Source organism: Sinomonas atrocyanea, from assembly GCF_030812675.1.
Classification (GTDB): domain Bacteria; phylum Actinomycetota; class Actinomycetes; order Actinomycetales; family Micrococcaceae; genus Sinomonas; species Sinomonas atrocyanea_B.
Window position 1 is genome coordinate 169,551 of sequence record NZ_JAUSTE010000006.1, and the last position, 25,663, is coordinate 195,213.

The following is a 25,663-nucleotide window of genomic DNA, read 5'->3' on the forward strand; positions in this document are numbered from 1 at the left end:
CGCGACATCCGCCTCCTCGCGCCGCGCTAGCCGGGCCCGGACGACGGCGCCCGGGGCGCCCACGGGGCCTGGGGCACCTTCGGATCGGTGCCCGTGTAGATGAAGCGTTCGCGCCTGCGCCCGGCCCCGGCGGCCCCCGCCACACCGACCACGCCTGTTCCGATGGTCGCGCCCAGCATCAGGGCATAGCCGCGGATGGACGGCTCCTGGGAGGCATCGAGCGCCCGGGCGTCCGCAGCGTAGCGCGTGACGTCGTGGGCAGCGATCGGCCCCGAGTCTCCGCCGGCCGGCGGGGTGCGGACCGCCACCACGTTGGGCTGCGGCACCGGCCGCATGCCCGACAGGGACGGGACCACGTCGTTCTCGTTGGACACGGCCAGGACCGCGACGTCGTCCGGCACCCGGAACCCTGAGGGGACCCCGCCGAGGAGGGTCACCGCGGCCACGGGGTAGCGGGAGCGGAAGTCCTCGTCCTCGAGGAGGCCGAGGACGTGCAGCGAGCCCTGGCTGTGGGCGTTGAAGACCAAAGAGTCCCCGGCCCCGAGCTTCTGGTCGGCCAGGGCGTGCTCGATCAGCTGCCGGGCATGGCTGTCGCCGCCGGTCATGCCGTCCAGATTGCCCTCGATGTCGAAGACGCCGCCTCCGGGGTCGTCCGGGGACCACGACTGGGTGCCCGGGACCGTGACCACCACGGCGGTGGAGCCGTCCCCCCGGGGGATGCGCTCCACGAGGAGCGAGGACGGCGGCACCGGCGTGCCGTCCTCGAGCGGCGCCGCCCCCTGCGCCTGGCGCAGGCTCTCCCCTGCGTACGCGAAGGTGGAGGCATCTGTACTGCCGGCGGCCACCTCGGTGCGGGTGACGCCGATCGGGTCCCGGCCGGTGCCCGCCGGCGCCCAGGGAGCTGCCCAGGGGCCGACCAGCGGCAGGGCCGGCATCACGGAGGCTAGTGCGCGCACGGCCGCCGCGCCGGTCCTGCCGGGTGGCCCGAACGTCCCCGGCGGGATGCCGAGGAGGGAGCCGGGCGAACCGAGGCCTGCCACGAGGGTCCCCGTGGCCCAGGGGAGGATCCCTGTCCTGGCCGCGGCCCGCCCCTCTGCCGCGAGGTAGCCGGCCTCCGCGGCGGCGACCGCCTCCTTAGCTCCGCGGAGGTCCAGCGCCGCGCGCATCGTCTGGCCGACGAGCTCGGCGGCGCGGGAGTCGAAGGCGGCAGCAGCCGGGCTGCCGGCGCACGCTCCGCGCCACGCGGCGCCCCGCGCCGACTCCAGCCGGGCCGCCAGGGCGTCGGCGAAGGACGCCGCGGCAGCGAGGGAGGCTGCGGCCTCCTCGAGCGCCGCGGTGTTCACCCGGAACGCCTCTCCGCCGGTGACCGTGAATGTGGACGGATCGCGCGCCGCCCCGCCTGCTCCGTCCCCGCTCATCGGCAGACCTCTCCGGGACCAGGCGCCGCGGCCCCGTCCGGGAGACCGCGCGCGAACACGGGCCCCTCCGGCACCGGGAGCCGCAGAACCGGGGCGCGTGAGGGCAGGGGCGCGATGGGGCCTGTCGGTCCGTCGACGACGAGGCCCCTCGGCGCCGTCCCGACACCGGGGGACACGAGGGGCGAGGCAGCCCCCTGGCAGCCCCCGGCCTCGGACTGCAGGGACGACGCGATCAGCGCGAGGCCCGTCAGCGCGGTAGCGATCGCCGCGAGCTGGGCCGTGAGCGAGGCCGCGGTCCCCTTGAAGGCGGCCGCGGCGGGGCCCTCCCAGTCGGCGGCGCCCGCGCGGGCCACAGCGGCGCGGGCCCCCTCGCACTCCTCGTGGGCGGCGGCGAGCTGGGCCGTCGCGGCCCCGAGCTCCACCTCGTCGTGCCCGCACGGACCGCCCGGGCCGGACGGCCCGTCGGATCCCGATCCCCCGCCGAGGCCCGAGGCGGACCCCCACCCGCTGAAGCCGCCGCCCGTCGTCCCCGCCATGGGCCCTCCCCCGCTTCCGGCGCTCCGCTGGCGCCGCCTGCCACGACGCTAGGCGCGCCGGATCTCCCGAGGCGACCGGCCGGCGTCGTATGTGGACAACGCGCCCGGCTCATCGCGGGGGCTGCAGGGGCCCCGCAACCGCTCGTCACGGCCTGCGGGGCGCCGTGCCCGGCATGGAAGAATGGAGGCCATGGCTGATTCCCCCTCGCGCATCCCGTCCGGACGTCTCTCCCTGGCCGTGGCCGGCGAGGACGCCGGCAGGCCGATCGCCCTCGGGCCGCTCGACGGCCGCTACCGCCCCGCCGTCGCGCCCCTGGTCGACTACCTGTCCGAGGCCGCCCTGAACCGGGACCGCGTCGCCGTCGAGGTCGAGTGGCTCATCCACCTCACGAAGAACTCCGTGCTGCCCGGAGCGGGCCCGCTCACGGCCGAGCAGGAGGCCGGGCTGCGGGCGATCGTCACCGAGTTCGACGCCGCCTCCGTGTCCGAGCTGGCCGAGATCGAGGCCGTCACGGTCCACGACGTCAAGGCCGTCGAGTACTATATCGGCCGCCGCCTCGAGGGCCTCGGCATCAAGGACCTGACCCCGATGGTGCACTTCGGCTGCACCTCGGAGGACATCAACAACCTCTCCTACGCCCTCGGGATCAAGGGCGCCGTGGAGGACGTCTGGCTGCCGGCCGCCCGCGCCCTCGTGGAGCAGGTCGCGCAGATGGCGAGGGCCAACCGCGACGTGCCGATGCTCTCGCGCACCCACGGCCAGCCCGCCACGCCCACGTCCCTGGGCAAGGAGCTCGCGGTGGTCGCCCACCGGCTCACCCGCCAGCTCGACCGCGTTGCCCGCACCGAGTACCTGGGCAAGATCAACGGCGCGACCGGCACCTACGCCGCGCACTACGCCTCCGTGCCCGGCGCGGACTGGCAGCAGGTCTCCCGGACCTTCGTGGAGGGGCTCGGCCTCACCTGGAACCCGCTGACCACGCAGATCGAGAGCCACGACTGGCAGGCCGAGCTGTACGCGGACATGGCCCGCTTCAACCGGATCCTGCACAACGTGTGCACGGACATCTGGAGCTACATCTCGATCGGCTACTTCATCCAGATCCCGGTTGCCGGCGCCACCGGCTCCTCGACGATGCCCCACAAGGTGAACCCGATCCGCTTCGAGAACGCCGAGGCGAACCTCGAGATCTCCTCGGCGCTGCTCGACACCCTCGGCGCGACGCTCGTGACCTCGCGCTGGCAGCGCGACCTGACCGACTCGTCCTCGCAGCGCAACATCGGGGTGGCGTTCGGCCACTCCCTGCTGGCGATCTCGAACGTGGCCAAGGGCCTCGAGCGGCTCGACGTCGCCGAGGACGTGCTCGCCGCCGACCTCGACACGAACTGGGAGGTCCTCGCCGAGGCCATCCAGATGGTGATGCGCGCCGAGGCGATCGCCGGGGTCCCCGGAATGGACAACCCCTACGAGCGGCTCAAGGACCTCACCCGCGGCCACCGCGTGGACGCCGCACGCATGAAGGAGTTCGTCTCCGGCCTGGGCCTCTCCGCGGACGCCGAGGCGCGCCTGCTGGCCCTCACCCCCGCCACGTACAACGGGGTCGCGGGCCGGCTCGTCGACCACCTCGGCTAGGCTCGCGCCCGCTCCGCGCACGACGGCGCGCCGGCACCCTGGGGTGTCGGCGCGTCGTCGGCGTCTGTGGGGCTAGGCGGCTCCCGGCCTAGTCGTTCGGGCGGGCGAGGCCCTGCCGCAGCTCGCGCGCCTTGCGGATGTCCTCCTGGGCGACCTTCTGCTTCTTCTCGATCTGGGCGGTGTCCTTCGGGGGCAGCTGGATCGACTCCTCCGCCCCGATCCCGGCCTGGAGCTCGCGGCCGCGCTCGGTCTCGGCGTCGAACTCGGCGCCGAAGAGCAGCGACATGTTCACGAGCCAGAGCCACAGCAGCAGGATGATGACGCTGCCGAGCGCCCCGTAGGTCTTGTTGTAGTGGCCGAAGTTGGCCACGTAGAACCCGAAGCCCGCGGTCGTCACGGCCAGCACGAGCAGGGCGATGAGCGAGCCTGTGGTCACCCAGCGGAACTTGGGCTGCTTCACGTTGGGGGTGAAGTAGTAGAGGGTCGCGATGAGGACGATCACGAGGGCCAGCAGGACAGGCCACTTCGCGATGTTCCAGACCATGACGGCCACGTCGCCGAGCCCGATCTTGTTGCCCACGGCCTCGGCGATGGGCCCGCTCAGCACCAGCATGGCCGAGACGATCGCCACGAGGATGACCGACGCGATGGTCACGGCGAGCATGGTGCCGCGGAGCCGCACGAAGCCCCGGCCCTCCCCGACCTCATAGATGCGGTTCATGGCCCGTCCGAATGCGCCGACGTAGCCGGACGCGGACCAGAGGGCGCCGAGGATGCCGCCGATGAGGGCGAGGCCGGCGGCGGGGCTCTTCACGAGTTCCTCGACCGGGCCGCGGACGGTGTCCGCCGCGGCGCCCGGGGCCACGGATTGGACGATGTCCATCATCCCGTTCACGGTCGTCTCCGCTTGGCCGAAGAGCCCGAGGATCGAGACGAGGGCAAGGAGGGCCGGGAACAGGGAGAGCACCGCGTAGTACGTCAGCGACGCCGCGAGGTCGGGGCAGGCGTCGTTGCTGAATTCGCGGAAGGTCTTGAGGGCGATGTACTTCCAGGAAGGCTTGGTGACGTCGCGGATGCGTTCCGGCTTCACGTCGTCGTCGGGCGCCGGAGCGGACGACTCCTTCTGCGCGGTCTGGGCAGCGTTCTGGTCGGTCATGCGCGCTCCTTACCCCGGTGGGCCGGGAAGCAATCGGGCGTCCTGCCCACCGATTTCGTCCCGGCCCACCGGGCGTGTAAAGTAGATCAAGCGCCGCGGGGTGGAGCAGTTCGGTAGCTCGCTGGGCTCATAACCCAGAGGTCGTAGGTTCAAATCCTGCCCCCGCAACTCGCGAAGGCCCCCGGTCCCCACGGACCGGGGGCCTTTTCCATGCCTGCCTGCACCCGCCAAGCCTGTGTCTGCGTCGGCCCGGAGGCCTACCATGGGAGGGGCTGCCCCCATCGCGGGACTTCCCTCCTCAGGTGATCGGCATGTCGGACTCCGAAGAACATCGTCCGCCGTCGTGGTGGAGCACCCTCCCCGGGATTCTCACCGGCGTGGCCGCGCTGATCACCGCCCTCGCCGGGCTGTTCTTCGGCCTCGTCCAGCTCAACTCGCAGACGGCACCCACCACCACGGCGGTGAAGACCGCAGCGGCCGCCAGTCCGGAGCGCACAGCCGGCGGAGGCTCCGCCGCTGGGGCAGCGAGCTCCTCAGAGCCCGTTGCCGCCGTCCACGTCACGAACCAGCCCCAGCGCGTGGGGGACCTCGAGTACACCGTGGTGAGCGCAACGGCCAGGTCCGATGCCGACGGCATGAGCGCGCTCGAGTTCACCGTGCGCTGCTTCAACTACGGCCGGTATGACGCCAACTTCTGGGACGCGGCGTTCCGCATCGCGGCCGGTCCGGACGTCTACTCGCCCACTTCGGGCCTCGACGAGCTCGTCTCGGCGGAGTCGAGCAAGACGGGAGTGGTCCGCTTCGTCGTCCCCGCGAGCGCACGGTCCCTCACCCTCACATTCAGGTTCCCCGCCGGGGACCGGTCCATCCCCGTCGCGCTCTCCTAGGCCCCGGCGGCCCGCCCGGCCACGAGCCCCGAGAAGAGGCAGCCCCCCAGGAACGTGCCCTCGAGCGCGTTGTAGCCCATCATGCCGCCGCCGCCGAAGCCGGCGGCCTCCCCCGCGGCGAACAGCCCCGGGACGGGCCTCCCCGATCGGGCCAGGCAGCGGCCGGACAGGTCGGTCTCGAGCCCGCCGAGCGTCTTGCGCGTGAGGATGTTCAGCCGCACCGCGATGAGCGGGCCGTGCTTGGGGTCCAGGATCCGGTGCGGGGCTGCCACCCGGATGAGGCGGTCGCCGAGGTACTTCCGGTGCGAGCGCAGGAACGTGACCTGGGCGTCCTTGCCGAAGGCGTTCTCGATCTCGGCGTCGCGCGCCTCGAGCACGGCCCGGACCGCGGGCTCGGACACGAGGCCGGGCTCCCCCACCCGGTTCATCCCCTCGACGAGCTCGCCCAGGGTCCGGGCGACGACGAAGTCCTCGCCGTGCTCCTTGAACGCCTCGATCGGCGCCGCCGCCCCGGGCCGCAGCCGCGAGGCGAGGAGCCGGAAGTCCTTGCCCGTCAGGTCGGGATTCTGCTCGGACCCCGAGAGCGCGAACTCCTTCTCGATGATCGACTGGGTGAGCACGAACCACGAGTAGTCGTATCCCGTGGCCCGCAGGTGCTTGAGCGTCCCGAGGGTGTCGAACCCCGGGAAAAGCGGCGCCGGCAGCCGCCGGCCCAGGGCGTCCAGCCACACCGAGGACGGGCCCGGCAGGATCCGGATGCCGTGGTTCTCCCAGACCGGGTTCCAGTTCCGCAGCCCCTCCGTGTAGTGCCACATGCGGTCGCCGTTGATGACGCGTGCTCCGGCCCACTCGGCGATCGGGAGCATCCGCCCGTCGACGTGGGCGGGCACGCCCGCCACCATGCTGCGCGGGGGCGTGCCGAGCCGCTCGGGCCACAGACTGCGCACCATCTCGTGGTTCCCGCCGACCCCGCCGGAGGCGATCACGATCGCGCCGGCCTCAACCTCGAACTCCCCCACCATCTGCCGGCTGCTCGCCTTCCCCCGCTCCGCGTCCGACGGCGCGAGGCGGGCTCCGCGCACGCCGGTCGCGGCGCCGTCGTGCGTCACCACCTCGTCGACGCGGTGCCGGAACAGGAAGCGGATGCGGGCGGCGTCGGCGTGCGCCCGGGCGCGCCGGATGAACGGCGCGAGGACGCCCGGGCCGGTGCCCCAGGCGAGGTGGAAGCGGGGCACGGAGTTGCCGTGGCCGTCCGCGCGCCCGTCGCCGCGCTCGGCCCAGCCCACCACGGGGAAGAAGCGCACGCCCATCCCGTGCAGCCACGCCCGCTTCTCCCCGGCGGCGAAGTCAAGGTAGGCCTCCGCCCAGAGCCTGGGCCAGTAGTCCTCGGGGCGGTCGAACTGTGCGGACCCGAACCAGTCCTGCCGGGCCAGCGCGAGCGAGTCCCGCACGCCCATGCGCCGCTGCTCGGGCGAGCCGACGAGGAAGAGCCCGCCGAGGGACCAGTGCGCCTGGCCGCCGAGCGACTGCGGCGGCTCCTGGTCGAGGACCACGACCTCCCGCCCGGCGTCGGCAGCCTCGACCGCCGCCACGAGCCCGGCAAGGCCGGCCCCGACCACGCACACGTCCGCCTGGACCGTCTGATCTGCCATGCGCCCAGCCTTTACGCCCATCCCGCGCGCGTCAACGGTGCCGCATACTGGACCCATGCCCGGCTGCTGCGGCCCCACCCCCCGGAACACCGATCCCACGAAGTACAGCGCGGTCTTCACCTCCCGGTTCTCCCGCAGCATCGCGAGGAGGTACGAGAGGAAGGGGCTGCGCCCCGTCGAGCAGCGGATCGTCGACTTCCTGGCCGGCACGGGGATCGAAGGTGCCCGCGTGCTCGAGATCGGCGGCGGCGCAGGTGAGATCCAGCTCGAGCTCCTCCGGCGCGGCGCCGGCAGGACCGAGAACCTCGAGCTCTCCGACGCCTACGAGGCGGACGCGGCGAGGCTCCTGGCGGACGCCGGGATGGCGGGGCGGGCCTCGCGCCGCCTCGGGGTGGACATCGCGGAGGCGCCCGACGCCGTCGAGCCGGCCGACGTCGTCGTCCTCCACCGCGTGGTGTGCTGCTACCCCGACTACGCGCGGCTGCTCGGCGCCGCAGCCGCGCACGCCCGGCGCGCGATCGCCTTCAGCTACCCGCCCGCGAACCCCGTCACGCGGGCCGGGCTGGCGGTGGGCAACGGCCTGCTGCGCCTGGGCGGCCGGTCCTTCCGCGGCTACGCGCACCCGCCGCGGGCCATGATCGAGGTTGTGCGTGCGGCCGGCCTGGACCCGGTCTACGAGTACCGGGGGTTCGCCTGGCGCGTCTCGGGCGCGGTGCGCCGGGACCGCTGACGCGCGTCAGAGCACCGGGGAGAGCGCCTCGCTGACCTCCTCCGCCGCGCGCCGGCCCATGCGCAGGGCGCCGTCCACGTGCTGGTAGCCCTCGGCCGCCAGGTCCGAGCAGGCCCAGTGGATCGGGCCCACGGGCGTCCGCTGGTCCGCGCCGTACCGGGACAGGCCGCCGAGGTCGAAGCTCGCCGCGTAGGCCCCGCGGGTCCACTCCTCCGAGCCCCAGTCCGACTCGTAGTAGACCTCGGGGGCCAGGGCCTCGTCGCCGAGGTAGTGCGCGATCGAGGCGAGGATCGCCGCCCTGCGCTCTTCGGGGGACAGGCGGAACACCGCATCGGCCTTCTCGTCGGAGACGAAGCCCACGAGGGTGCCGCGGGCGTCGCCGTGGTTCGTGTTGTCGTAGACCTCCTGCACGAGCTGGTCCGCGCCGAAGCACGTCCCGGAGAGGTTGGCCTCGCGCCAGAACGGGCGGTCGTAGACCGCGTGGACCTTGATGACCAGGCCCATGGAGAGGTGCTGGTGCAGCTGGTGCTGGCGCCGCGGCAGGGCCGGGACGTAGGAGATCCGGCTGTACAGCGTGGGCGGGACCGCGAGGATCGCACGGCGCGCGGTGACCGTGACGCGGCCGGCGGTGCCGCCGTCGGCCGTCGCGGTGACGCCCTGCTCGCCCCACTCCAGTGTGCGCACGGGGGCGCCGAGGACGACGGCGTCGCCGAGCCCGGCGGCCATGGCCTCGCTCACGGACTGCATGCCGCCGACCACACGCTTGTCGAGGATGAAGTCCTCGTCGAGGAGGTTGCTGAAGGAGCCGGCCGAGGCCGCCATGAGGACGGCTTGGAGGGCCGAGAACGCGTGGGCCGGCTTGGTCAGCATGCCGCCGGCGATGAAGAGGCCCACGAGGTTGCAGGCCTCCTCGTCGGCGGACTGGCCGCGGAGCCAGTGGTGGAAGCTGACCGTGTCCAGCTCGCGGGCCCTCGGGTGGGCCCACGGCTCCTCGGCGCCGAGCTCGGCGGCGAGGGAGTCGAGGATGGCGGTGAGGCGCTCGACCTCGGCGAGGGTGCCCGGGGAGACCGGGAAGTCCACGCCGGCGTAGACCGTGCGGGTGCCGTCCGGGGCGACGTAGACGTTCTCGCCCTCGCGGTAGCGCTGGAAGGTCTCCTTGCCGAGCTCGTCGACGAGGCCCAGGAGCTCGGTCTGGTCAGGGCTGACCCACTGGCCGCCGATCTCGAGGAACGCGCCGTCGATGGTGTCGCTCCAGGTGCGGCCGCCCACGCGGTCGCGGGCCTCGAGGACCACGACCCGCTGCCCCTCCTTGGCGAGGGTCCGTGCGGCCATGAGGCCGGCGGGGCCCGCACCGACGACGACGACATCGGCCTCGCAGGTCCGGGTGGCAGGAGTCTTTGGCTGGGACATGATGCTCTTCCTTCGAAAGGGAGGGAGGGTGTGGGAGAGGTCTCAAAATGAATCTAGTTCATTATTACCCGGCCGACAACCCCTCGCCCGACCTACGCTGAGGGGTCATGTCCCTACGCTGAGGGGTCATGTCCCTACGTTGAGGGGTCATGTCCCTACGCTGAAGGGTCATGTCCCCACGTTGATGGGTCACCCCGAGGGGTCAGCCGCGGGTGGCCCGCACCGCCGCGAGGGTGCCCCGGAGGCCGGCAATGAGGGCACTGAGCCCCAGGCCGAAGGCAGCGTCCGCCGATGCGGCACCCCTCGCCGGACGCGCGGCAACGGCGGCCGCGAACGTGGGCGCGAGGTCCCCGCGCTCGCCGACGTCGAAGATCCCCTCCGGCGCCGAGACGTCCATGGCCGAGCCGAGCACAAACGACTCGACCGCGACGATCACATCCACCACCATGTCCTCGGGCCATCCGCCCCCGCGAAGCCCAGAGGCCACCCGCTCATACATGGCGAGGGTGTGCGGGGCTCCGGCCACCGGGAAGACCGCGATGATGGGGATGAGCGGGGGGTGGGGTGCGAACGCCGCGCGGTAGGAGTAGGCCCAGCGGGAGAGCGCGAGATCCCAGGGGTCCGAACCGAAGCCCGAGGTGTCGATCGTCTCGCAGACGTCGTCCTGCACCCAGTTCAGGACCTCGTCCTTCGACTCCACATGGTTGTAGAGGGCCGACGGCGCGGTCTTGAGCTCGCGCGCCAGGGCCGCCATCGTGAGCCCCGGGTAGCCCGCGCGGGCGACGACGGCGAGCGCCGCCGTCGTGATCTTCCCCCGGGAGAGGACGGGCCTCGGCGGACGGCCGCGGCGCCGCGGGGCGATGGGCGCGGCCTCGCGGGAGTCGGAAGCGGGGGATTCCATGGTTCGGAGTCTAGGGGACGGCGGAGGGGGCGCCGCCTGCCAGCGCATGGCCCCGCGGCAGGGACATGACCCCTCACCCTTGGGACATGACCCCTCAACCTAGGGAGATGACCCCTCAACGGGGAGGGGGTTGACCGTGGCGCAGGTCACTGCTCTAATAAACGAACGTCATTCATTTAGGACACCGATCCCGCGCCCGCTCCGAGTCGACGGACTCCCCGACTTCCCCCGAAGGACTTCCATGCACGAGATCCTTGCCCTGCAGCCCCCGGTGTCGTGGGCCCGCACGGACACCGAGGCTCCCCGCCGCGCTCCCCTGCGGGTCGGCGTCGTCCAGCACCGCTGGCACGAGGACCCGGCCGCGACCGAGGCCGAACTCGAGGAGGGCATCGGCCGCGCGGCGGCCCACGGCGCCACGGTCGTCTTCCTCCCCGAGCTCACGCTCTCCCGCTACCCGGCGGACACGCTGCCCGACTACACGCCCAGCAGCATCGCCGAAGACCTCGAGGACGGCCGGACGCTCGCGTTCGCCCGTCGCGCCGCGGCCGCCCACGGCGTGTGCGTCCACGCGAGCCTCTACCGCAGGGGCGACGCCGGCGACCCGCTCGGCTACAACACCGCCATCCTCGTGGCGCCCGGCGGCGCCCTCCTCGCCGCGACGGACAAGCTCCACATCCCGGTGACCGAGGGCTACTACGAGGACAGGTTCTTCCGCCCCGGGCCCCAGCAGCCCGCCCCCGGCCAGCAGGGCACGCCCTACCCGGTCCACTCCCCCGCGGAGCTGGGCGGCGTCCGCCTCGGCCTGCCGACGTGCTGGGACGAGTGGTTCCCCGAGCTCGCCCGCGCCTACTCGCTCGCCGGTGCGGAGGTCCTCGCGTACCCGACCGCGATCGGCTCCGAGCCCGGCCACCCCGAGTTCGACACCGAGCCGCTGTGGCGGCAGGTGATCGTGGGCAACGGGATCGCCAACGGCACGTTCATGGTGGTCCCGAACCGCTGGGGCTCCGAGGGCCTGGTGACGTTCTACGGCTCGTCCTTCATCTCGGACCCCTACGGCCGCATCCTGGCCCGCGCCCCGCGCGAAGGCTCGGCCGTGCTCGTCGCGGACCTCGACCTCGACGCCCGGCGCGACTGGCTCACCCTCTTCCCGTTCCTCACCACCCGCCGCCCGGACACCTACGCCGCGCTCACCGCGCCCGTGGACCCCGCGCACCCGTTCGGCGCCACCGGCCCGCTCGTATCGCCCGAGCCGGCCGCCCGCCCGGGTGGGACGCACGACGGCGGCGACGCACCGGCGTCGTCCGCCTCGCCCTCGGCCATCGCCCCGCAGCGGGCGGACGAGCTCCAGGAGGCGGACGCATGAGCTGGCGGATGCCCGCGGAGACCGACCCGCACGAGCGGCTCTGGATGGCGTGGCCCTCCGGCGGGTACACGCTCGGCGAGACGGACGAGGACGCGCACGAGTCCCGCTCCGCCTGGGCCGCGGTCGCCCATGCGGCCCGCCGGTACGAGCCGGTGACCATGGTGGTCCGGCCGGAGGACCGCCGGATCGCCGAGGCGTACCTGGACCCGCGGGTCGACCTCCTCGAAGCCCCCCTCGACGACGCCTGGATGCGGGACATGGGGCCGAGCTTCGTGCTCGGCGGCCCCTCCGACGACGCCGGCACCACAGGCGGCGGCCCCGCCCGCCTCGGCGCCGTCGACTGGGTGTTCAACGGCTGGGGTCAGCAGGACTGGGCCTCGTGGGAGAACGACGCCCGGATCGGCGGCACGGTCGCCGCCGCCGCGGGCGCCGAGCCCGTCCGGAGCCAGCTGGTGAACGAGGGCGGCGGGATCCAGGTCGACGGGCGCGGCACGGTCCTGCTCACCGAGACGGTCCAGCTCGACCCGGGCCGCAACCCCGGTGTCACCAAGGCCCAGGTCGAGGCCGAGCTCGAGCGCACGATCGGCGCGCGCCACGCCGTCTGGCTCCCCCGCGGCCTCACCCGGGACTCGGAGCGCTTCGGCACCCGCGGCCACGTGGACCTCGTCGCGGCGATCCCCAGCCCGGGGACTCTCCTGGTCCACGTCCAGCACAGCCCCGAGCACCCCGACCACGAGGTGACCGGCCAGATCCTGGAGGCCCTGCACGCCTCGCGCACCGTGGACGGGACGCCGTGGACCATCATCGAGGTCCCGGCCCCGGCCCAGCTGCACGACGAGGAGGGCTGGGTCGACTTCAGCTACATCAACCACGTGGCCGTCAACGGCGGGCTCGTGGCCTGCACGTTCAACGACCCGCACGACGAGAAGGCCCTGCGCCTCCTCGCCGACGCCTACCGGGGGCGGCACGTGAGCGCCGTCGATGCCCGGGTCATCTTCTCCCGCGGGGGCGGGATCCACTGCATCACCCAGCAGCAGCCGGCCATCCCGGCGCCCGCCTGACCACCACGCGCACAGCCTCCACCCGAGGGGTGACAGTCCCCAGCCCGGTCCCGGGCCGCCACCCGCCCGCCGTCGTTTGTGACGGCGGACACACACGAAGGACAATACTGCTGATGTCCCAGAACTCCTCCACGCTCAAGCGGTCGCTGGGCCTGTGGGCCATCGTCGGCCTCGGCCTCGGGTACATGACCCCGACCACTGTCTTCGACACGTTCGGCATCGTCTCCGGCGAGACCAACGGCGTGGTCCCCCTGGCCTACCTGGTCGCGCTCGTCGCCATGGTCTTCACCGCGGTCAGCTATGGCCGGATGACCCGCTTCTTCCCCTCGGCGGGTTCCGCCTACACCTACACGTCGGAGACGATGCACCCGAACGTGGGCTTCCTCGTCGGCTGGGCGTCCCTGCTCGACTACCTCCTCCTGCCGCTCGTGAACGCCGTGATCGTGCGCATCTACATGGAGTCGTTCTTCCCGGACGTGCCCTCGTGGATCTGGGTCGTGGCCTACGTCGTCGTCATCACCGCGATGAACCTGTGGAGCATGAACTCGACGTCGAAGATCAACGGCATCCTCGTGGTCTTCGAGATCGTGCTGATCGGCGCCTTCGTGGTCCTGGCCTGGAACGCGCTCGCCCACGGCACGGGCACCGGCGCGGTGTTCAGCTCGGCCCCGCTCTTCCACGGCGGCGTAGACGCCTCGGCAGTGATCAGCGGCGCGACCGTGGTGTGCTTCTCCTTCATCGGCTTCGACGCCATCACGATGTACACGGAGGAGGCCAAGGACGCCACCACGGTGCCGAAGGCGATCGTCCTGGCGCTGCTGATCGGCGGCACGATCTTCTTCGTCGCCGCCTGGTTCGGCCAGTCCGTCTTCCCCACCCTGGACGGCTTCGACAACACCGACGACACCCTGCCCGAGATGGCCCTCAAGGTCGGCGGCCAGCTGTTCAAGGTCCTCTTCACCTCGGCCGCCTTCGCCGCGACCGTGGCCTCGAGCCTCGCCTCGCACGCCTCCGTGTCCCGCATGATCTACGTCATGGGCCGCAACGGCCGCGGCCCGGTCTCGCGGTTCTTCTCCTTCGTCCATCCGCGCTTCCGCACCCCGTCCTTCGCGGTGCTGTTCGTCGGCGCCGTCTCCCTCCTCGCGATCCCGTTCACGCTCGAGTTCATCTCCTCGATGATCAACTTCGGCGCGCTCATCGCCTTCACGTTCGTGAACCTGACCGTGGTGGTGTTCTTCGTGCTGCGCAAGAAGGAGATCCGCACGCCGAAGGAGGTCCTGGTCAACATCGTGCTGCCGGTCATCGGCATGGTCCTGACCGGCGTGCTGTGGGCGAACCTGCAGATGGACGCGCTGGTGTACGGGGCCATCTGGCTCGGGATCGGCGCCGTGTGCCTGCTCGTGATCACCCGCGGCTTCCGCCGCACGGTCAACGTGAGCATGAACGAGGAGGACGCCGTGGAGCTCGAGCACCTCGCCGGCCCCCGCGTCTGACCTCACCACCTTCCCCGACGCGCGACGCCGCCGGGCCCGGGTCCGCGACCCGGCCCGGCGACGTCGCGCCTCGCCGTGGGTAGGGTGGGCGCATGAGTGAGATCCTGCCGTTCCGCTACCTGTTCGGACCGGGCCCGGGGAACGCGTACCCGGAGGTCATGGCTGCCCTCTCGTACCCCGTGATCGGGCACCTGGACCCGGCGTTCATCGAGCGGCTGGACCGCGTCTCGACCGGGCTGCGCGAGGTGTGGGGCACGGCGAACGCGCGCACGTGGCCCGTCTCGGCCACCGGCTCGGGTGGCATGGAGGCGGCGTTCGTGAACTTCGTCGAACCGGGCGACCCCGTCGTCGTGGCAGTCAACGGGCTCTTCGGCGAGCGGATGTGCGAGGTGGCCCGCCGCTGCGGTGCGGAGGTGGTCCGCGTGGACCACGAGTGGGGGCATCCGGTCGATGCCGAGCGCGTCCTCGCCGCCCACCCGTCGCCGAAGATCATCGCGGCCGTGCACGCCGAGACGTCCACGGGCGTCCGCTCCGACATCGCCGTCCTCGGGGCCGGCAAGGGGGACGCGCTCCTGCTCGTGGATGCGGTGACCTCGATCGGCGGCCTCGAGCTCCTCGCGGACGAGTGGGGCGTGGACATCGGCTACGCGGGCACCCAGAAGTGCCTCGGCGTCCCGCCGGGCCTGTCCCCGTTCACCGTCTCCGAGCGGGCCTTCGAGCGGCGAGTCCGCGAGCCGCGCTCCTGGTACTTCGACATCGGCCTGCTCGGCGGCTATGTCGGCGCCGCCCGGGGCCGCAGCCGGACCTACCACCACACCGCGCCGGTGACCATGGTCGCCGGACTCGAGGCGGGCCTCGACCGGATCCTCGCCGAGGGGCTGCCCACCGTGTGGGCCCGCCACGAGGCCGCCGGCGCCGCCCTGCGCGAGGGGCTCGAGGACATGGGCCTGGAGCTGTTCGCCGCCGAGGGCAGCCGCCTGCCGAGCCTGACCACCGTGCGCGTCCCGGACGGCGTCTCCTCCGCCCGGGTGCGGCGGATCCTCCTCGAGCAGTACTCCATCGAGGTCGGCGCCGGGGTGGGCGAGTTCGCCGACACCGTCTGGCGGATCGGGCTCATGGGGCCCAACGCGAACCCGGCCTCGGTGACGCTCGTCCTCGGCGCCCTGGGCGAGGCGATCGGCGCGGTGCGCTGACGCCCGTGGACCGCGCGGGGGATGCGGGGACGGAGGGAACGGGCTCGTGCCGAGCGGGCCCGCAGCTCCGGCAGGTCGCCTCGGGGGCCTCGTTCCAGGCGGTGACGTTCGACGGCGGGTGCGGCCTCGTGTTCGAGGCGCGGCGGCCGGCGTCGTGCGCGGGACCGTGACCGGCGAACCGGAACCGGAATCCGCCGCCGCTCAAGACCGACCTGCTTTGAGCGCGCAGGCCGCGTCTCGGGAGCGGACACGCGGCACCTCGGCGCCGGAGGCCGGTGAAAGCCTGTCGGTTCCGGCCGCCAGGCCAGGGTCCGGCCTGACCCGGGGCTAGGCCGAGTCGACCTCGACGTCGCCGGCGGCCGCCAGGTCGAGGGTGTGGAAGGTATGGTCCCGCTTGGCCTTGAGGTAGCGGACATTGTTGGCGGACAGGTGCACCGCAGTGGGCACGTGCTCGGCCACCTCGATCCCGAAGGCCTCGAGCTGGAGGGCCTTGTCCGGGTTGTTGCTCAGGAGCCTGATGCGCGTGGCACCCAGCGCCCCGAGCATCTGCGCGGCGGCCTCGTAGTCGCGCTCGTCCTCGCCGCGGCCGAGGGCCCGGTTGGCCGCGTAGGTGTCGAGCCCCTGGTCCTGGAGGGCGTATGCGTCCAGCTTCGCGTACAGCCCGATCCCCCGGCCCTCCTGCCGGAGGTACAGCAGGAAGCCGCCGGCCGCCGAGATCCGCTCCACGGCCTCGCGCAGCTGCGGGCCGCAGTCGCAGCGCTCGGAGCCGAGCACGTCCCCGGTGAGGCATTCGCTGTGCGGGCGCACGAGCGGGGGCTCGCCGCCCTCCTGTGCCCGCTGCAGAGCGCCTTCCCAGTCGCCGAGCCCGAGCAGGAGGTGCTCGCGGGCGTCCACGAGGCCCTGGAACGTGAAGACGTCCGCCGTGGCGGTGAACCCGCCGGCGAATCTGAGCGGCACCTGCACCCGCGTGCGCACCTCTGCTGCAGCTGACATGGCCCCTCCGTTTCGGCGGGCAACCGGCGCCCGCCCCACTCTGCATCCGTGTACGCCGACTTTACCCAGCCGTTCGACATTCCTCACAGGGCCGTCATGGAAGCGAAACACCCAGCCCGTAGCGTCAGGGCATTCCCTGCACCAAGGAGGCGGCATGCAGACCCACCCCAAGCTGACGATCCGGCTGGTCCCGTGGTCCAACCCCGTGGGACGCGACCTGCGCGCCGCCCAGCAGGCGGAGCTCGACGCCCGGTACGGCCACGCCGCGCACGAGGCGGGGGGGCCGCCGTCAGCCGCGGACACCGCCGTGTTCCTCGTCGCCTACGAGAGGGCCACGGGCCAGCCGCTCGGCTGCGGCGGCCTGCGCTGGGTCGAGCGGACCACCGCAGAGGTCAAGCGGGTCTACGTGCTCCCGTACGCGCGCGGGGCGGGGATCGCGAGCTCGATCCTCGTGGCCCTCGAGGCCGAGGCCTATGCGGCCGGGGTGACGCTCATGCTCGCCGAGGCGGGGTCCGCCCAGCCCGACGGGAAGATGTTCTACGAGGCGTCCGGGTACCGCCGGATCCCGAACTTCGGCCCCTACACGGACCTCGCCGACTCCGTCTGCTACGCGAAGCCGGTCATGACGCCGGTGCGGGTGCACGCGATCACGGCGTGAGCACCCCGGGGCTGGGGCCGGGGGGCCGGGGGTGTGTGGCCCCGGGGGCGCTGCCGGCACCCAGTCCGGCTACCAGTCCAGCTGCTCGGACCGCGAGCGCCAGTGGATCCAGCGCCGCCAGGCGCTGGGCGCCGTCACCACGGCCACGCCGACCACGGCGCCGATCACGGTGTCGATGAAGCGGTCGTGCAGGAGGTCCAGCGGATCGACGCGCACCACCAGGAGCGTGGACATGAGCGCGAGCGGGGTGACGCACACCTGGGCCAGGAAGTACTGCCGCGCGATCAGCATCTCGGCCCCGAACTGGCACGCGGCGATGAGCAGGACCATCGCCCACGCCTGGGGCGTCAGCGCGACGATCGCGGCGAGCACCACCAGGCCCACCATCGTGCCGAGGATACGCTGCAGGCCCCGGGCCACGCGGTGCCGGGTCGTGTGGCCCACGAGCGGCACGACGGCGGCGACCATCGCCCAGTAGTTGTGCCCGAACCCGAGGGACTGGCCCACGATCGTGGCGACCACCCCCGCGACGGCCGCCGCGACGAGGTAGCCGAGGGACTCGAGCCACAGGGCCCGGCGCTCGTCCGCCCCGAGCCGCACGCGCCAGGCCGCGCGGACGCCCGCCCATGTGAGCGGGGTGCGGTGCCCCGGGTGGACGCGGGACGAGAGCCCGATGAGCAGGCAGAGGGCGACCGTGGCGACCGCGGTGAGCATGGCCGCCCCGAGCGGGGGCTGGTGCGGGACCGAGGCGATCGCCGCGTACGCGAAGATGTGGAACAGCGAGCCCGCCGGCCGCAGCCTCCAGTACCCCACGATCACCGTGCACGCCCACGCCACCACCGTGGTGCCGACCACAATGGTCCACGGGCTCACGAGGTCGCCGGGGCTGAGCCGGGCGGTGAGGGTGGCCGCGAGGATCACGGCCAGCATCAGCAGGCCGGCCCGGACCTGCGCGACGATCCGGGCACGGTGCGGCTCGTTGCGCCCGTAGATGCCGGCGAACGCGCCGAAGCTCGCGAAGATCGCCAGGTCCAGCCGGCCCAGCACCACGAGCGTGATGAGCGGGATGAACAGTCCCGCTGCGACCCGGATCGCGGCCTGGTGGTCCTTCCGCGCCGGGCCGATGCTGAACAGCAGCTGGTGCACGAACTCCCGCAGCCGCGTGCCGGCGACGGCGAGCGGGCCGCCCGGGCGCGTGCCGCCGTCGTGCGCCGGGGTGCTCGGGCCGGTGCTGCGCCCCTCGCTCACCGCGCCCCTACTCTGCGGCAGCCAGCTGGCCGCACGCGCCGTCGATCTCCTTGCCGCGCGTGTCGCGCAGGGTCGTGGGGACGCCCGCGGCGCGGAGGGTCTCGATGAACTCCTGCTGCACGTGGCGCTCGGAAGAGGTCCAGATCGATCCCGGCGTCGGGTTGAGCGGGATCGGGTTCACGTGGACCCACCCGCGGCCGCGCTGGTTGAGCTTCTTGGCCAGGAGCGCCGCGCGCCAGGCGTGGTCGTTCATGTCCTTGATGAGCGCGTACTCGATGCTCACGCGGCGGCCGGTCTTGACGTAGTAGTCGTGCGCGGCGTCGAGGGCCTCGTCGACCTTCCAGCGGTTGTTGACGGGGATGAGCTCGTCGCGGAGCTCGTCGTCGGGCGCGTGGAGGGAGAGCGCGAAGGTGACCGGGAGGTCCTCGTCTGCGAGCTTGCGGATCGCCGGGACGAGGCCCACGGTCGAGACGGTGATGTTCCGGGCGCTCATGCCCAGGCCCATCGGGACCGGGTCCACGAAGCGGTGCACGGCGTTCATGACGCGCTTGTAGTTGGCCAGCGGCTCGCCCATGCCCATGAAGACGATGTTGGTGACGCGCTCGTCGTCGTGCTCGGCGGTGCCCAGCTCGCCGGCGGCGATGAGGCGGTTCGCGGCGACGACCTGGTCCACGATCTCGGCCGTGGACATGTTGCGGGTGAGCCCGGCCTGGCCGGTGGCGCAGAATGGGCAGTTCATCCCGCAGCCCGCCTGGGACGAGACGCACAGGGTGATGCGGCCCGGGTAGCGCATCAGCACGGACTCGACGAGCGCGCCGTCGAAGAGGCGCCAGAGGAACTTGATGGTGTTGCCGTCGTCCGTCTTGAGGCGGCGGACTTCGCTAAGCAGCGGCGGGAACAGCTGCCCGACGAGCTCCTCGCGGCCGGCCTTGGGCAGGTCGCTCATGGCCTCGGGGTCCGTGGTCCAGTGCTGGAAGTAGTGGGTGGAGAGCTGCTTGGCGCGGAACGCCGGCAGGCCCAGCTCCTTGGCCTTGGCCTGGCGCTCCTCGAGGCTCAGGTCCGCGAGGTGCTGCGGCGGCTGCTTGACGCGGGGCGAGGCGAACTGGAGCAGCGGGCGGCCCTCGGGGGTGCGCTGCTGCTCCCAGCCCTCGGCCGTCGGGAGCACCTGGGGTCGCTCCTGGGCGGCCCCGGCTGCGGTGCGGGCGGGGGGCTGGCTCTCCGGGTTCGGGGTTCGCGTCTGAGAAGTCATCCTTTCCATCATCCCACGCCCGTTTGTTGATCCTCCAACCGGCCCACTATGATTCCGCTCTCCCTGACCCCTGCTTCGCCCCTCCTCGCTCCGTTTCGGGTACGCATCTCGTCGGGGTTTCTCCGTTTCGGGTACGCATCTCGTCGCCTTTTCGGGGTTCCTGGTACGCACGACGGCGGGTGCCCGGCCCGCGCGGGCGGGGCACCCGCCGTCGTCCGCGGCACCCTCGTACCCGAGGGCGGGAAAGGGCGACGAGATGCGTACCCGAAACGGGGAGGGGCGCGGCCGGGCAGCGACCGGGGGTGGGCGCGTCGGGGCGCGTCAGGGGGTGGGCGCCGCCCGCGCCGGGGAGGGGGCGGCGGCCTGCTCCCGGTAGAGCCGGGCGTAGGCGCCGTCCGCGGCGAGGAGTTCCGAGTGCGTCCCGTGCTCCACGATCCGGCCCCGGTCCACGACGTAGATCACGTCCGCCCCCACCACGGTGGAGAGCCGGTGCGCGATCGCGATCGTGGTGCGCCCATGGGACGCGGCGTCGAGGGCCTGCTGGACCACCCGCTCGGAGATGGTGTCGAGAGCGCTCGTGGCCTCGTCGAGGATGAGCACCTCCGGGTCCTTCAGCAGCACCCGCGCGATCGCGATCCGCTGCTTCTCGCCGCCGGAGAGCCGGTAGCCGCGCTCCCCCACCACCGTGTCGTACCCGTCGGGGAACGAGGCGATGGTCTCGTGGATGTTGGCGGCCCGGCATGCCGCCTCGAGCTCCTCGCTGGTGGCGTCGGCCTTGGCGTAGCGCAGGTTCTCCGCGATGGTCGCGTGGAAGAGATACGTCTCCTGGCTGACCACACCGATGTGGCCCACCAGGGATTCGCGCTGGAGGTCGCGCACGTCCTGCCCCGCGAACCGGACCGACCCGGAGCTCGCCTCGTAGAAGCGGGGGATGAGGTAGGAGACGGTGGTCTTCCCCGCGCCGCTCGGGCCCACGAACGCGGCGTACTGCCCGGGCTCGATGGTGAAGGACACCCGGTCGAGGGTGGCCCGGTCGTCGCCCCGGGCATCCGGGTAGCGGAAGGTCACGTCCTCGAAGGCGACCTCGCCGAGCCGGGGCGCCCCGTCGGGCAGCGCCGCGGCGCCGGGCTTGTCCGCGATGGCGGGCCTGAGGTCGAGGTACTCGAAGATGCGGGCGAACAGGGCGCCCGAGGTCTGCAGGTCGAGGGCCACGCGCATGAGGGCGATGAGGGGGAAGAGGAGCCTGGCCTGCACGTTGGTGAAGGCCACGATGGTGCCGGCCGTGATCACGGCGCCGCCGGCACCCGCGGCCCCGCCAGCGCCGGCCCGGTGGAACCCGGCGCCGCCGGTCAGCAGCCACCCGGCCACGAGGTACACGATCGCCGGGATCGAGGACATGAAGATCGTCACGAGGGCGAAGAAGTACTGCCCGCTCATGGCCTGCCGGATCTGCAGCTTCACGAGGTTGCCGTTCTCGGCCGAGTACCGGCCGATCTCGTCCGTCTGGCGGTTGAAGCTCTTGGACAGCAGGATCCCGGAGACGCTGAGGGACTCCTGGGTGATCGCGGTCATGTCCGAGAGGGACTCCTGCGTCTTGGTCGCGATCCGGGCGCGGACCTGCCCCACCCGCCGCTGGGCCACGACGAGGAACGGCATGAGCACCACGGCGATGAGCGTCAGCTGCCAGTTGAGCGCCACCATGGCCACGAACGCCGCGATGACCGTCACGACGTTGCCGACCACCCCGCTCACGGTGTTCGCCAGTACGGTGGCGACCCCGCCGACGTCGTTCTGCAGGCGCGACTGGATGACGCCGGTCTTGGTGCGGGTGAAGAAGCTGAGTTCCATGGACTGCAGGTGCGTGAACAGGCGCACGCGCAGCGCCCCCATGACCGCGTTGCCCACGGTCGAGGTGAGGTATGTCTGCCAGACCCCGAGCAGGGCGGAGAGCACATAGGCGCCCACCATGAGGGCCACGAGCTCCCCGAGCACGGACATCACCGGGTGGCCGCCGGCGGGGAACAGGCCCTGGTCGAAGATCCGCTGGGTGAGCAGCGGCGGGGCGACGGAGAGCGCCGCGGACGCGAGGACGAGTACCACCGTGAGCACGAGCGCGTAGCGGTGCGGCCTGAACAGCTCGGCGATCCGCCGGAAGAGGTGCGGGATCTTCGGCGCCTCGGCGTTGAGCTTGCGCTGGAGGGCCGCGTCCCCGGTCGAGACGCGGCCTCCGCGGCCTACGGGGCCGCCTCCCCGCCAGGGTGGCATCTGTGACATGCTCCTACTTTCCGCCCGGTTCCTGCGAAGCCCAAGCGATCTGTGTTCGCCCCGAGAGGATCGGGGTGCGCCGGCTAGTCCTCGGCAAGGATCAGGTAGAGGGCCTTGCGGGCCTCGTCGATCTTCGCGGCGGCCTGGGCGCGCTGCTCGTCCGTTGCGGCCGCCCGGAACTGGTGCAGGACGCCCATGAACTTCCCGACGCTCTCCATGAACGCCTCGGTGGCCTCGCTTCTTCCGGGCGCGGCATCCCAGGCCTTGGTGAGCTCCTCGGCGTGGTCGGCGACGTAGGCGCGGCCGGCCTCGGTCAGGGCGTATTCGGTGCGCTTGCCCTCGCCGGCCTGCTCGACGAGCTCCTCGTCGACGAGCTGCTGGAGCGTCGGGTAGACGGAGCCGGGGCTGGGCTTCCAGACGCCGTTCGTCTTGGCGCCGGCGGCCTGGATGATGCCGTAGCCCGTGAGCGGCTGCTCGGACAGGAGCGAGAGGATCATGGCCCGGACGTCGCCGCGGCTCGCCCTCCGGCCCCCGCGCGGTCCGAAGCCGGGCGGGAAGCCGTGGCCACCGGGACCGTGGTGGCCGGGGCCGAAGCCGTGGCCGCCGAATCCGGGGCCGAAGCCCGGGAATCCGCCGCCCGGGCCGCCGGGGGCAAAGGCCGCCGAGCCTGAGGGACCGAACCCTCCCGGGCCGAATCCGCGGCGCGGCCCGCGGGGGCCGTCGTGGTGGTGCAGTGCGTCGTGGTGGTGTGGATGGGATCGCATGGTGGTTCTCCTTTCGCGCGATCGATACTCAACGATATATCGCTGAAGATCGGAGAACAAGAGGGCGGGGCGGCTCCGAAAACAGGAACGGCCCCGGCCCGCACGATCGGCGCGGGGCAGCACCGATCATGCGGGCCAGAGCCGATCGAGGATGGAGCCTAGGGCTGGACCTTGTGCCGGCTCACGATGGAGACGCGGTTGAAGGCGTTCATCGTCACCGCGGCCCACGTGAGTGCGGAGAACCGGGCGTCGCCGAGCTCGGCCCTCGCCTTGGCGAGGGTGTTCAGCCGTTCCTCGTCGTCGGGCAGGAGCGTGACGGCCTCGGCGACATCGAGCGCGGCCCGCTCGAGCACCGTGAACAGCCCGGCCTCGCGCCACGCCGGCAGCACGTGCAGCTTCCGCTCGGGCACGCCCGCCTCGACGGCGAGCCGGCCGTGCAGGTCGAGGCAGTAGGCGCAGCCGTTGATCTGCGAGATCCGTACCGAGGCGAGTTCGACGACGGCGCGCGGCAGCCCGGCGTCGTCCGTCGCCTTCCGCACGGCGAGGGTGAGGCCGTTGAGGGCCTTCCACGCCGCGGGGTCCGACTTGTCGAGGTAGAAGGAGGGCTCATCGGTGAGGTCCGGGACAGCGTTGGTCATGGACCCATCTTCGCCCGCGGCCGTGCCCGGAGGCGGCAACGGCGGGCGGCGACCCGTACAGAGGGCCACCACGCACAGGAGGTGACCCCCAGAATCTGGGGGTCACCTCCTGGGGGGCACCTCCTGGGGGGCACCTCCTGGGAGTCACCTCCTGGGGGTCACCTCCTGGGGGTGTGCGCTGCCGCCCGCCGCCCGGGGGCTACTTGCCCTGCCACCCGGTGTAGCACTCTGCGATGTAGGCGCGGCCGTGCTCGGACTCGAGCAGCGAGCGGAGCTCCCCGAGCTGGCGGGCGCGGAAGAAGTCGTGGTTCTCCTCGCTCGGAACCGTGTGCAGGAGCGTGGTCATCCAGTAGGAGAAGTACTGGGCCTTCCAGACGCGGTCGAGCGCGCGGTCCGAGTAGGTGTCGACGAGCGCGCTCGAACCGGACTTGAAGTACGAGTCGAGGGATTCGAACAGGAGCTTGACGTCGTGCAGGGCCAGGTTCAGGCCCTTGGCGCCCGTGGGCGGGACGGTGTGCGCGGCGTCGCCGGCGAGGAACAGGTTCCCGTGCCGCATGGGGGCCTGGACGAACGAGCGGAACGGCAGCACCACCTTGTCCGTGATCCGCCCCTCCTTCAGCTCGAACCCGTTGCCGTTGACCCGCACGCGCAGCTGCTCCCAGATCTGCTCGTCGGTCCAGTCGGCCGGGTTCGTGGTGGGGTCGCACTGGAAGTACATGCGCTGCACCGTGTCGGTGCGCTGCGAGATGAGTGCGAAGCCATGGGCCGAGTTGGCGTAGATGAGCTCAGGGGCGCTGCGCGGGGCCTCGGTGAGGATGCCGAACCACGCGAACGGGTACGCGTTGAAGTACGTCTTGCGGCTCGACTCGGGGATCTGGTGGCGGCAGTACGAGCGCGAGCCGTCGGCGCCGACCAGGATCTGGGCGCGCAGCTCGAAATCCTGCCCGTCCGCGTCGGTGAAGTAGACCTTGGGGGTGCCGAGGAGGTCGTAGACGTCGGTGTTCGAGCACGAGTAGCGCACATCCCCGCCGTCGGCCTCGCGGCGCGCGGCGAGGTCGTCGAAGACGTCGTTCTGCGGGTACAGCCACACCGACTGGCCCACGAGGCCCTTGAAGTCGATCCGGTGGCCCTCGCCGTTGACCCGGAACTCGGTGCCCTCGTGCTCGTGGCCGTTGCGGAGCACGTTGTCCACGCCGGAGTTCACGAGGAGGTCCACGGAGCCGGCCTCGAGGATGCCTGCGCGGATCGTGCCGGAGATCTCCTCGCGGCTGCGGATCTCGACGACCGTGCTCTCGATGCCCGCTTGGTGCAGGAGGTGGGAGAGCATGAGGCCTGCGGGCCCTGCGCCCATGATGGCCACCTGGGTGGTGATGACGGTGCGATCGCCCATGATCGTTCCTTTCGGGTTCTTCGGGGCACAGGGCCGGCGGGATCCGCTGCGGCGTGCGTCTCCCTCGAGTGTGACGCGGCTCGCTCACACCGCGAACCCGAATTCCGTTCATCGGAAGGTGCTGCCGAAAACGAGAGCCGAGTACCGGCGTCGTGCCTCCGCAGCGCCCCCCGCCTACCCCACGGACCCGAGTTGCCGGCCGATGCCCCGCGCCGCCGTCTTGAGGGCGGGCACCAGCTGCTGCATCCGCACCTCCGCGAGGGGCACGACGACGCCGATCGCCGCCGCCGCGCGGCGCTGGCGGTCGAAGATGGGAACGGCAATGCCCCACGTGTCGGGATCGACCACGCCGGCGAGCTCCGCGTACCCGTGCGTCGCGGCGGCGGCGAGGAGCTGGCGGACATGCTCGGTGGTCGCCTTGCCCGTGGGGTCGCGGAACCGGGCGAGGTAGGCGGCCTGGATGTGGGGCGGCTGGGCGGACATGAGCGCGACCCCGGCGGAGGAGACGTGCACGGGCATCCGCCCGGCCACCTTGGCCCGATTCGCCACGGAGCCGCGGCGTGAGAGGCGCTCGACGAACAGCACGTCGTCGCCCTGGAGCACCGCGAGGTTGACGTTCTGGTTGAGGACCTGGTGGATGTCGTCCATGAACGGCAGCGCCGCCTGGCGGAGCACGAGGGTCGGCGAGTTGCGGTTCACGAGCTCCCAGAGCCGCAGGCCGAGCTGCACCTTCCCGCCGGGAGCCTGCTCGAGGAGGCGGTGGCCGGCGAGCTGGCTGACCAGGCGGTGCGCGCTCGTGAGCGGCAGGCCGGCGCGGGCCGCGAGCTCCCCGAGCGGCAGCGAGCTCACCCCCTCGGGGAACGCCTCCAGGATCCGGACCACGCGGTCCACCACGGAGTCCCCGGAGCCCGAATTGGCCATCATGCCCTCCTCCACGCGACGCCCCTTATTCCGTTCAATGGTCTCACGTGTCATGGGCCACGGGGATCGGTGATACAACTCTCAGGTCCCTCCTCCCCGCACCC

22 protein-coding genes and 1 tRNA gene are annotated in these 25,663 nt (G+C 72.3%); 9 read left to right on the forward strand and 14 right to left on the reverse strand.

Annotated features, from left to right (window positions below):
• Positions 1 to 26: 26 nt before the first annotated feature.
• Both J2W20_RS10725 and J2W20_RS10730 read right to left on the reverse strand, forming a co-directional pair.
• The gene (locus J2W20_RS10725) at positions 27 to 1,418 is read right to left on the reverse strand and encodes a hypothetical protein (protein ID WP_307006566.1); all 1,392 of its coding nucleotides are present in this window, start codon (positions 1,416 to 1,418) and stop codon (positions 27 to 29) included.
• Positions 1,415 to 1,954, reverse strand: coding sequence for a hypothetical protein (locus tag J2W20_RS10730; protein ID WP_307006567.1), 540 nt, complete (start codon positions 1,952 to 1,954; stop codon positions 1,415 to 1,417). Before J2W20_RS10730 ends, J2W20_RS10725 begins: the two co-directional genes overlap by 4 nt.
• A gap of 181 nt (positions 1,955 to 2,135) precedes the next feature.
• Between J2W20_RS10730 and purB the strand changes: the two genes are divergently transcribed.
• Positions 2,136 to 3,587: an adenylosuccinate lyase gene (gene purB / locus J2W20_RS10735; RefSeq protein ID WP_373458000.1), complete on the forward strand. Its 1,452-nt coding sequence runs from the start codon at positions 2,136 to 2,138 to the stop codon at positions 3,585 to 3,587.
• An 88-nt stretch (positions 3,588 to 3,675) separates the two neighbouring features.
• On the opposite strand, the gene J2W20_RS10740 is transcribed toward purB, so the two are convergent.
• Positions 3,676 to 4,743, reverse strand: coding sequence for a YihY/virulence factor BrkB family protein (locus J2W20_RS10740; protein WP_307006569.1), 1,068 nt, complete (start codon positions 4,741 to 4,743; stop codon positions 3,676 to 3,678).
• Between the two features lie 94 nt (positions 4,744 to 4,837).
• Here J2W20_RS10740 and J2W20_RS10745 point away from each other — a divergent pair.
• Both J2W20_RS10745 and J2W20_RS10750 read left to right on the forward strand, forming a co-directional pair.
• Positions 4,838 to 4,911 (forward strand) — tRNA-Met (locus J2W20_RS10745).
• A 143-nt stretch (positions 4,912 to 5,054) separates the two neighbouring features.
• Positions 5,055 to 5,630, forward strand: a complete 576-nt coding sequence (locus J2W20_RS10750; RefSeq protein WP_307006570.1) for a hypothetical protein — start codon at positions 5,055 to 5,057, stop codon at positions 5,628 to 5,630.
• Here J2W20_RS10750 and J2W20_RS10755 read toward each other — a convergent pair.
• A complete protein-coding gene (locus J2W20_RS10755) occupies positions 5,627 to 7,282 on the reverse strand; it encodes an FAD-binding dehydrogenase (RefSeq protein WP_307006571.1) in 1,656 nt (551 codons plus the stop codon). The two genes, J2W20_RS10750 and J2W20_RS10755, sit on opposite strands and share 4 nt — an antisense overlap.
• 55 nt (positions 7,283 to 7,337) lie before the next feature.
• On the opposite strand from J2W20_RS10755, the gene J2W20_RS10760 reads away from it, so the two are divergent.
• Complete coding sequence (locus J2W20_RS10760) at positions 7,338 to 8,012, forward strand: methyltransferase domain-containing protein (protein WP_307006572.1); 675 nt, start codon at positions 7,338 to 7,340, stop codon at positions 8,010 to 8,012.
• Between the two features lie 6 nt (positions 8,013 to 8,018).
• On the opposite strand, the gene J2W20_RS10765 is transcribed toward J2W20_RS10760, so the two are convergent.
• Positions 8,019 to 9,422: a flavin monoamine oxidase family protein gene (locus tag J2W20_RS10765; protein WP_307006573.1), complete on the reverse strand. Its 1,404-nt coding sequence runs from the start codon at positions 9,420 to 9,422 to the stop codon at positions 8,019 to 8,021.
• 202 nt (positions 9,423 to 9,624) lie between these two features.
• Positions 9,625 to 10,323 carry a TetR/AcrR family transcriptional regulator gene (locus J2W20_RS10770; RefSeq protein WP_307006574.1) on the reverse strand — a complete coding sequence of 233 codons (699 nt, stop codon included), beginning with the start codon at positions 10,321 to 10,323 and terminating at the stop codon, positions 9,625 to 9,627.
• 241 nt (positions 10,324 to 10,564) lie between these two features.
• Between J2W20_RS10770 and J2W20_RS10775 the strand changes: the two genes are divergently transcribed.
• The 4 genes from J2W20_RS10775 (at position 10,565) to J2W20_RS10790 (ending at position 15,433) form a co-directional block, all read left to right on the forward strand.
• On the forward strand, positions 10,565 to 11,686 hold the full coding sequence (locus tag J2W20_RS10775) for a nitrilase-related carbon-nitrogen hydrolase (RefSeq protein ID WP_307006575.1): 1,122 nt from the start codon (positions 10,565 to 10,567) through the stop codon (positions 11,684 to 11,686).
• A complete protein-coding gene (locus J2W20_RS10780) occupies positions 11,683 to 12,747 on the forward strand; it encodes an agmatine deiminase family protein (protein WP_307006576.1) in 1,065 nt (354 codons plus the stop codon). The genes J2W20_RS10775 and J2W20_RS10780 overlap by 4 nt, the downstream gene beginning before the upstream one ends.
• Before the next feature lie 113 nt (positions 12,748 to 12,860).
• Positions 12,861 to 14,240 (forward strand): APC family permease, encoded by a 1,380-nt coding sequence (locus J2W20_RS10785; protein WP_307006578.1) that lies wholly within the window; start codon positions 12,861 to 12,863, stop codon positions 14,238 to 14,240.
• A gap of 92 nt (positions 14,241 to 14,332) precedes the next feature.
• Positions 14,333 to 15,433: a pyridoxal-phosphate-dependent aminotransferase family protein gene (locus J2W20_RS10790; RefSeq protein WP_307006579.1), complete on the forward strand. Its 1,101-nt coding sequence runs from the start codon at positions 14,333 to 14,335 to the stop codon at positions 15,431 to 15,433.
• 327 nt (positions 15,434 to 15,760) lie between these two features.
• On the opposite strand, the gene J2W20_RS10795 is transcribed toward J2W20_RS10790, so the two are convergent.
• Positions 15,761 to 16,426, reverse strand: a complete 666-nt coding sequence (locus J2W20_RS10795; RefSeq protein ID WP_307006580.1) for a GTP cyclohydrolase II — start codon at positions 16,424 to 16,426, stop codon at positions 15,761 to 15,763.
• A gap of 154 nt (positions 16,427 to 16,580) precedes the next feature.
• Between J2W20_RS10795 and J2W20_RS10800 the strand changes: the two genes are divergently transcribed.
• Entirely contained in the window at positions 16,581 to 17,084 is a 504-nt protein-coding gene (locus J2W20_RS10800) for a GNAT family N-acetyltransferase (protein ID WP_307006581.1), read from the forward strand.
• A gap of 69 nt (positions 17,085 to 17,153) precedes the next feature.
• On the opposite strand, the gene J2W20_RS10805 is transcribed toward J2W20_RS10800, so the two are convergent.
• From J2W20_RS10805 to J2W20_RS10835, 7 genes are all read right to left on the reverse strand, one after another.
• Positions 17,154 to 18,218 (reverse strand): FUSC family protein, encoded by a 1,065-nt coding sequence (locus J2W20_RS10805; protein ID WP_307006624.1) that lies wholly within the window; start codon positions 18,216 to 18,218, stop codon positions 17,154 to 17,156.
• Between the two features lie 121 nt (positions 18,219 to 18,339).
• Complete coding sequence (gene rlmN / locus J2W20_RS10810; RefSeq protein ID WP_307006582.1) at positions 18,340 to 19,581, reverse strand: 23S rRNA (adenine(2503)-C(2))-methyltransferase RlmN; 1,242 nt, start codon at positions 19,579 to 19,581, stop codon at positions 18,340 to 18,342.
• 321 nt (positions 19,582 to 19,902) lie between these two features.
• On the reverse strand, positions 19,903 to 21,855 hold the full coding sequence (locus J2W20_RS10815; RefSeq protein WP_307006583.1) for an ABC transporter ATP-binding protein: 1,953 nt from the start codon (positions 21,853 to 21,855) through the stop codon (positions 19,903 to 19,905).
• A 74-nt stretch (positions 21,856 to 21,929) separates the two neighbouring features.
• A complete protein-coding gene (locus J2W20_RS10820) occupies positions 21,930 to 22,610 on the reverse strand; it encodes a PadR family transcriptional regulator (RefSeq protein ID WP_307006584.1) in 681 nt (226 codons plus the stop codon).
• 158 nt (positions 22,611 to 22,768) lie between these two features.
• Positions 22,769 to 23,248 (reverse strand): carboxymuconolactone decarboxylase family protein, encoded by a 480-nt coding sequence (locus tag J2W20_RS10825; protein ID WP_307006585.1) that lies wholly within the window; start codon positions 23,246 to 23,248, stop codon positions 22,769 to 22,771.
• Positions 23,249 to 23,447: 199 nt separating this feature from the next.
• Entirely contained in the window at positions 23,448 to 24,638 is a 1,191-nt protein-coding gene (locus J2W20_RS10830; RefSeq protein WP_307006586.1) for a 4-hydroxybenzoate 3-monooxygenase, read from the reverse strand.
• A 174-nt stretch (positions 24,639 to 24,812) separates the two neighbouring features.
• The gene (locus tag J2W20_RS10835) at positions 24,813 to 25,559 is read right to left on the reverse strand and encodes an IclR family transcriptional regulator (protein WP_307006625.1); all 747 of its coding nucleotides are present in this window, start codon (positions 25,557 to 25,559) and stop codon (positions 24,813 to 24,815) included.
• Positions 25,560 to 25,663 lie beyond the last annotated feature (104 nt).

Bases quoted from the DNA above. Each gene is read 5' to 3' on its own strand.
- J2W20_RS10750 (WP_307006570.1), top strand. From the start codon at position 5,055: ATGTCGGACTCCGAAGAACATCGTCCGCCGTCGTGGTGGAGCACCCTC.
- J2W20_RS10760 (WP_307006572.1), top strand. From the start codon at position 7,338: ATGCCCGGCTGCTGCGGCCCCACCCCCCGGAACACCGATCCCACGAAG.
- J2W20_RS10780 (WP_307006576.1), top strand. From the start codon at position 11,683: ATGAGCTGGCGGATGCCCGCGGAGACCGACCCGCACGAGCGGCTCTGG.
- J2W20_RS10815 (WP_307006583.1), bottom strand. From the start codon at position 21,855: ATGTCACAGATGCCACCCTGGCGGGGAGGCGGCCCCGTAGGCCGCGGA.
- J2W20_RS10830 (WP_307006586.1), bottom strand. From the start codon at position 24,638: ATGGGCGATCGCACCGTCATCACCACCCAGGTGGCCATCATGGGCGCA.
- J2W20_RS10835 (WP_307006625.1), bottom strand. From the start codon at position 25,559: ATGGCCAATTCGGGCTCCGGGGACTCCGTGGTGGACCGCGTGGTCCGG.
- purB (WP_373458000.1), top strand. From the start codon at position 2,136: ATGGAGGCCATGGCTGATTCCCCCTCGCGCATCCCGTCCGGACGTCTC.
- J2W20_RS10785 (WP_307006578.1), top strand. From the start codon at position 12,861: ATGTCCCAGAACTCCTCCACGCTCAAGCGGTCGCTGGGCCTGTGGGCC.
- J2W20_RS10800 (WP_307006581.1), top strand. From the start codon at position 16,581: ATGCAGACCCACCCCAAGCTGACGATCCGGCTGGTCCCGTGGTCCAAC.
- J2W20_RS10730 (WP_307006567.1), bottom strand. From the start codon at position 1,954: ATGGCGGGGACGACGGGCGGCGGCTTCAGCGGGTGGGGGTCCGCCTCG.
- J2W20_RS10770 (WP_307006574.1), bottom strand. From the start codon at position 10,323: ATGGAATCCCCCGCTTCCGACTCCCGCGAGGCCGCGCCCATCGCCCCG.
- J2W20_RS10820 (WP_307006584.1), bottom strand. From the start codon at position 22,610: ATGCGATCCCATCCACACCACCACGACGCACTGCACCACCACGACGGC.
- rlmN (WP_307006582.1), bottom strand. From the start codon at position 19,581: ATGACTTCTCAGACGCGAACCCCGAACCCGGAGAGCCAGCCCCCCGCC.
- J2W20_RS10765 (WP_307006573.1), bottom strand. From the start codon at position 9,422: ATGTCCCAGCCAAAGACTCCTGCCACCCGGACCTGCGAGGCCGATGTC.
- J2W20_RS10725 (WP_307006566.1), bottom strand. From the start codon at position 1,418: ATGAGCGGGGACGGAGCAGGCGGGGCGGCGCGCGATCCGTCCACATTC.
- J2W20_RS10795 (WP_307006580.1), bottom strand. From the start codon at position 16,426: ATGTCAGCTGCAGCAGAGGTGCGCACGCGGGTGCAGGTGCCGCTCAGA.
- J2W20_RS10755 (WP_307006571.1), bottom strand. From the start codon at position 7,282: ATGGCAGATCAGACGGTCCAGGCGGACGTGTGCGTGGTCGGGGCCGGC.
- J2W20_RS10825 (WP_307006585.1), bottom strand. From the start codon at position 23,248: ATGACCAACGCTGTCCCGGACCTCACCGATGAGCCCTCCTTCTACCTC.
- J2W20_RS10790 (WP_307006579.1), top strand. From the start codon at position 14,333: ATGAGTGAGATCCTGCCGTTCCGCTACCTGTTCGGACCGGGCCCGGGG.
- J2W20_RS10740 (WP_307006569.1), bottom strand. From the start codon at position 4,743: ATGACCGACCAGAACGCTGCCCAGACCGCGCAGAAGGAGTCGTCCGCT.
- J2W20_RS10775 (WP_307006575.1), top strand. From the start codon at position 10,565: ATGCACGAGATCCTTGCCCTGCAGCCCCCGGTGTCGTGGGCCCGCACG.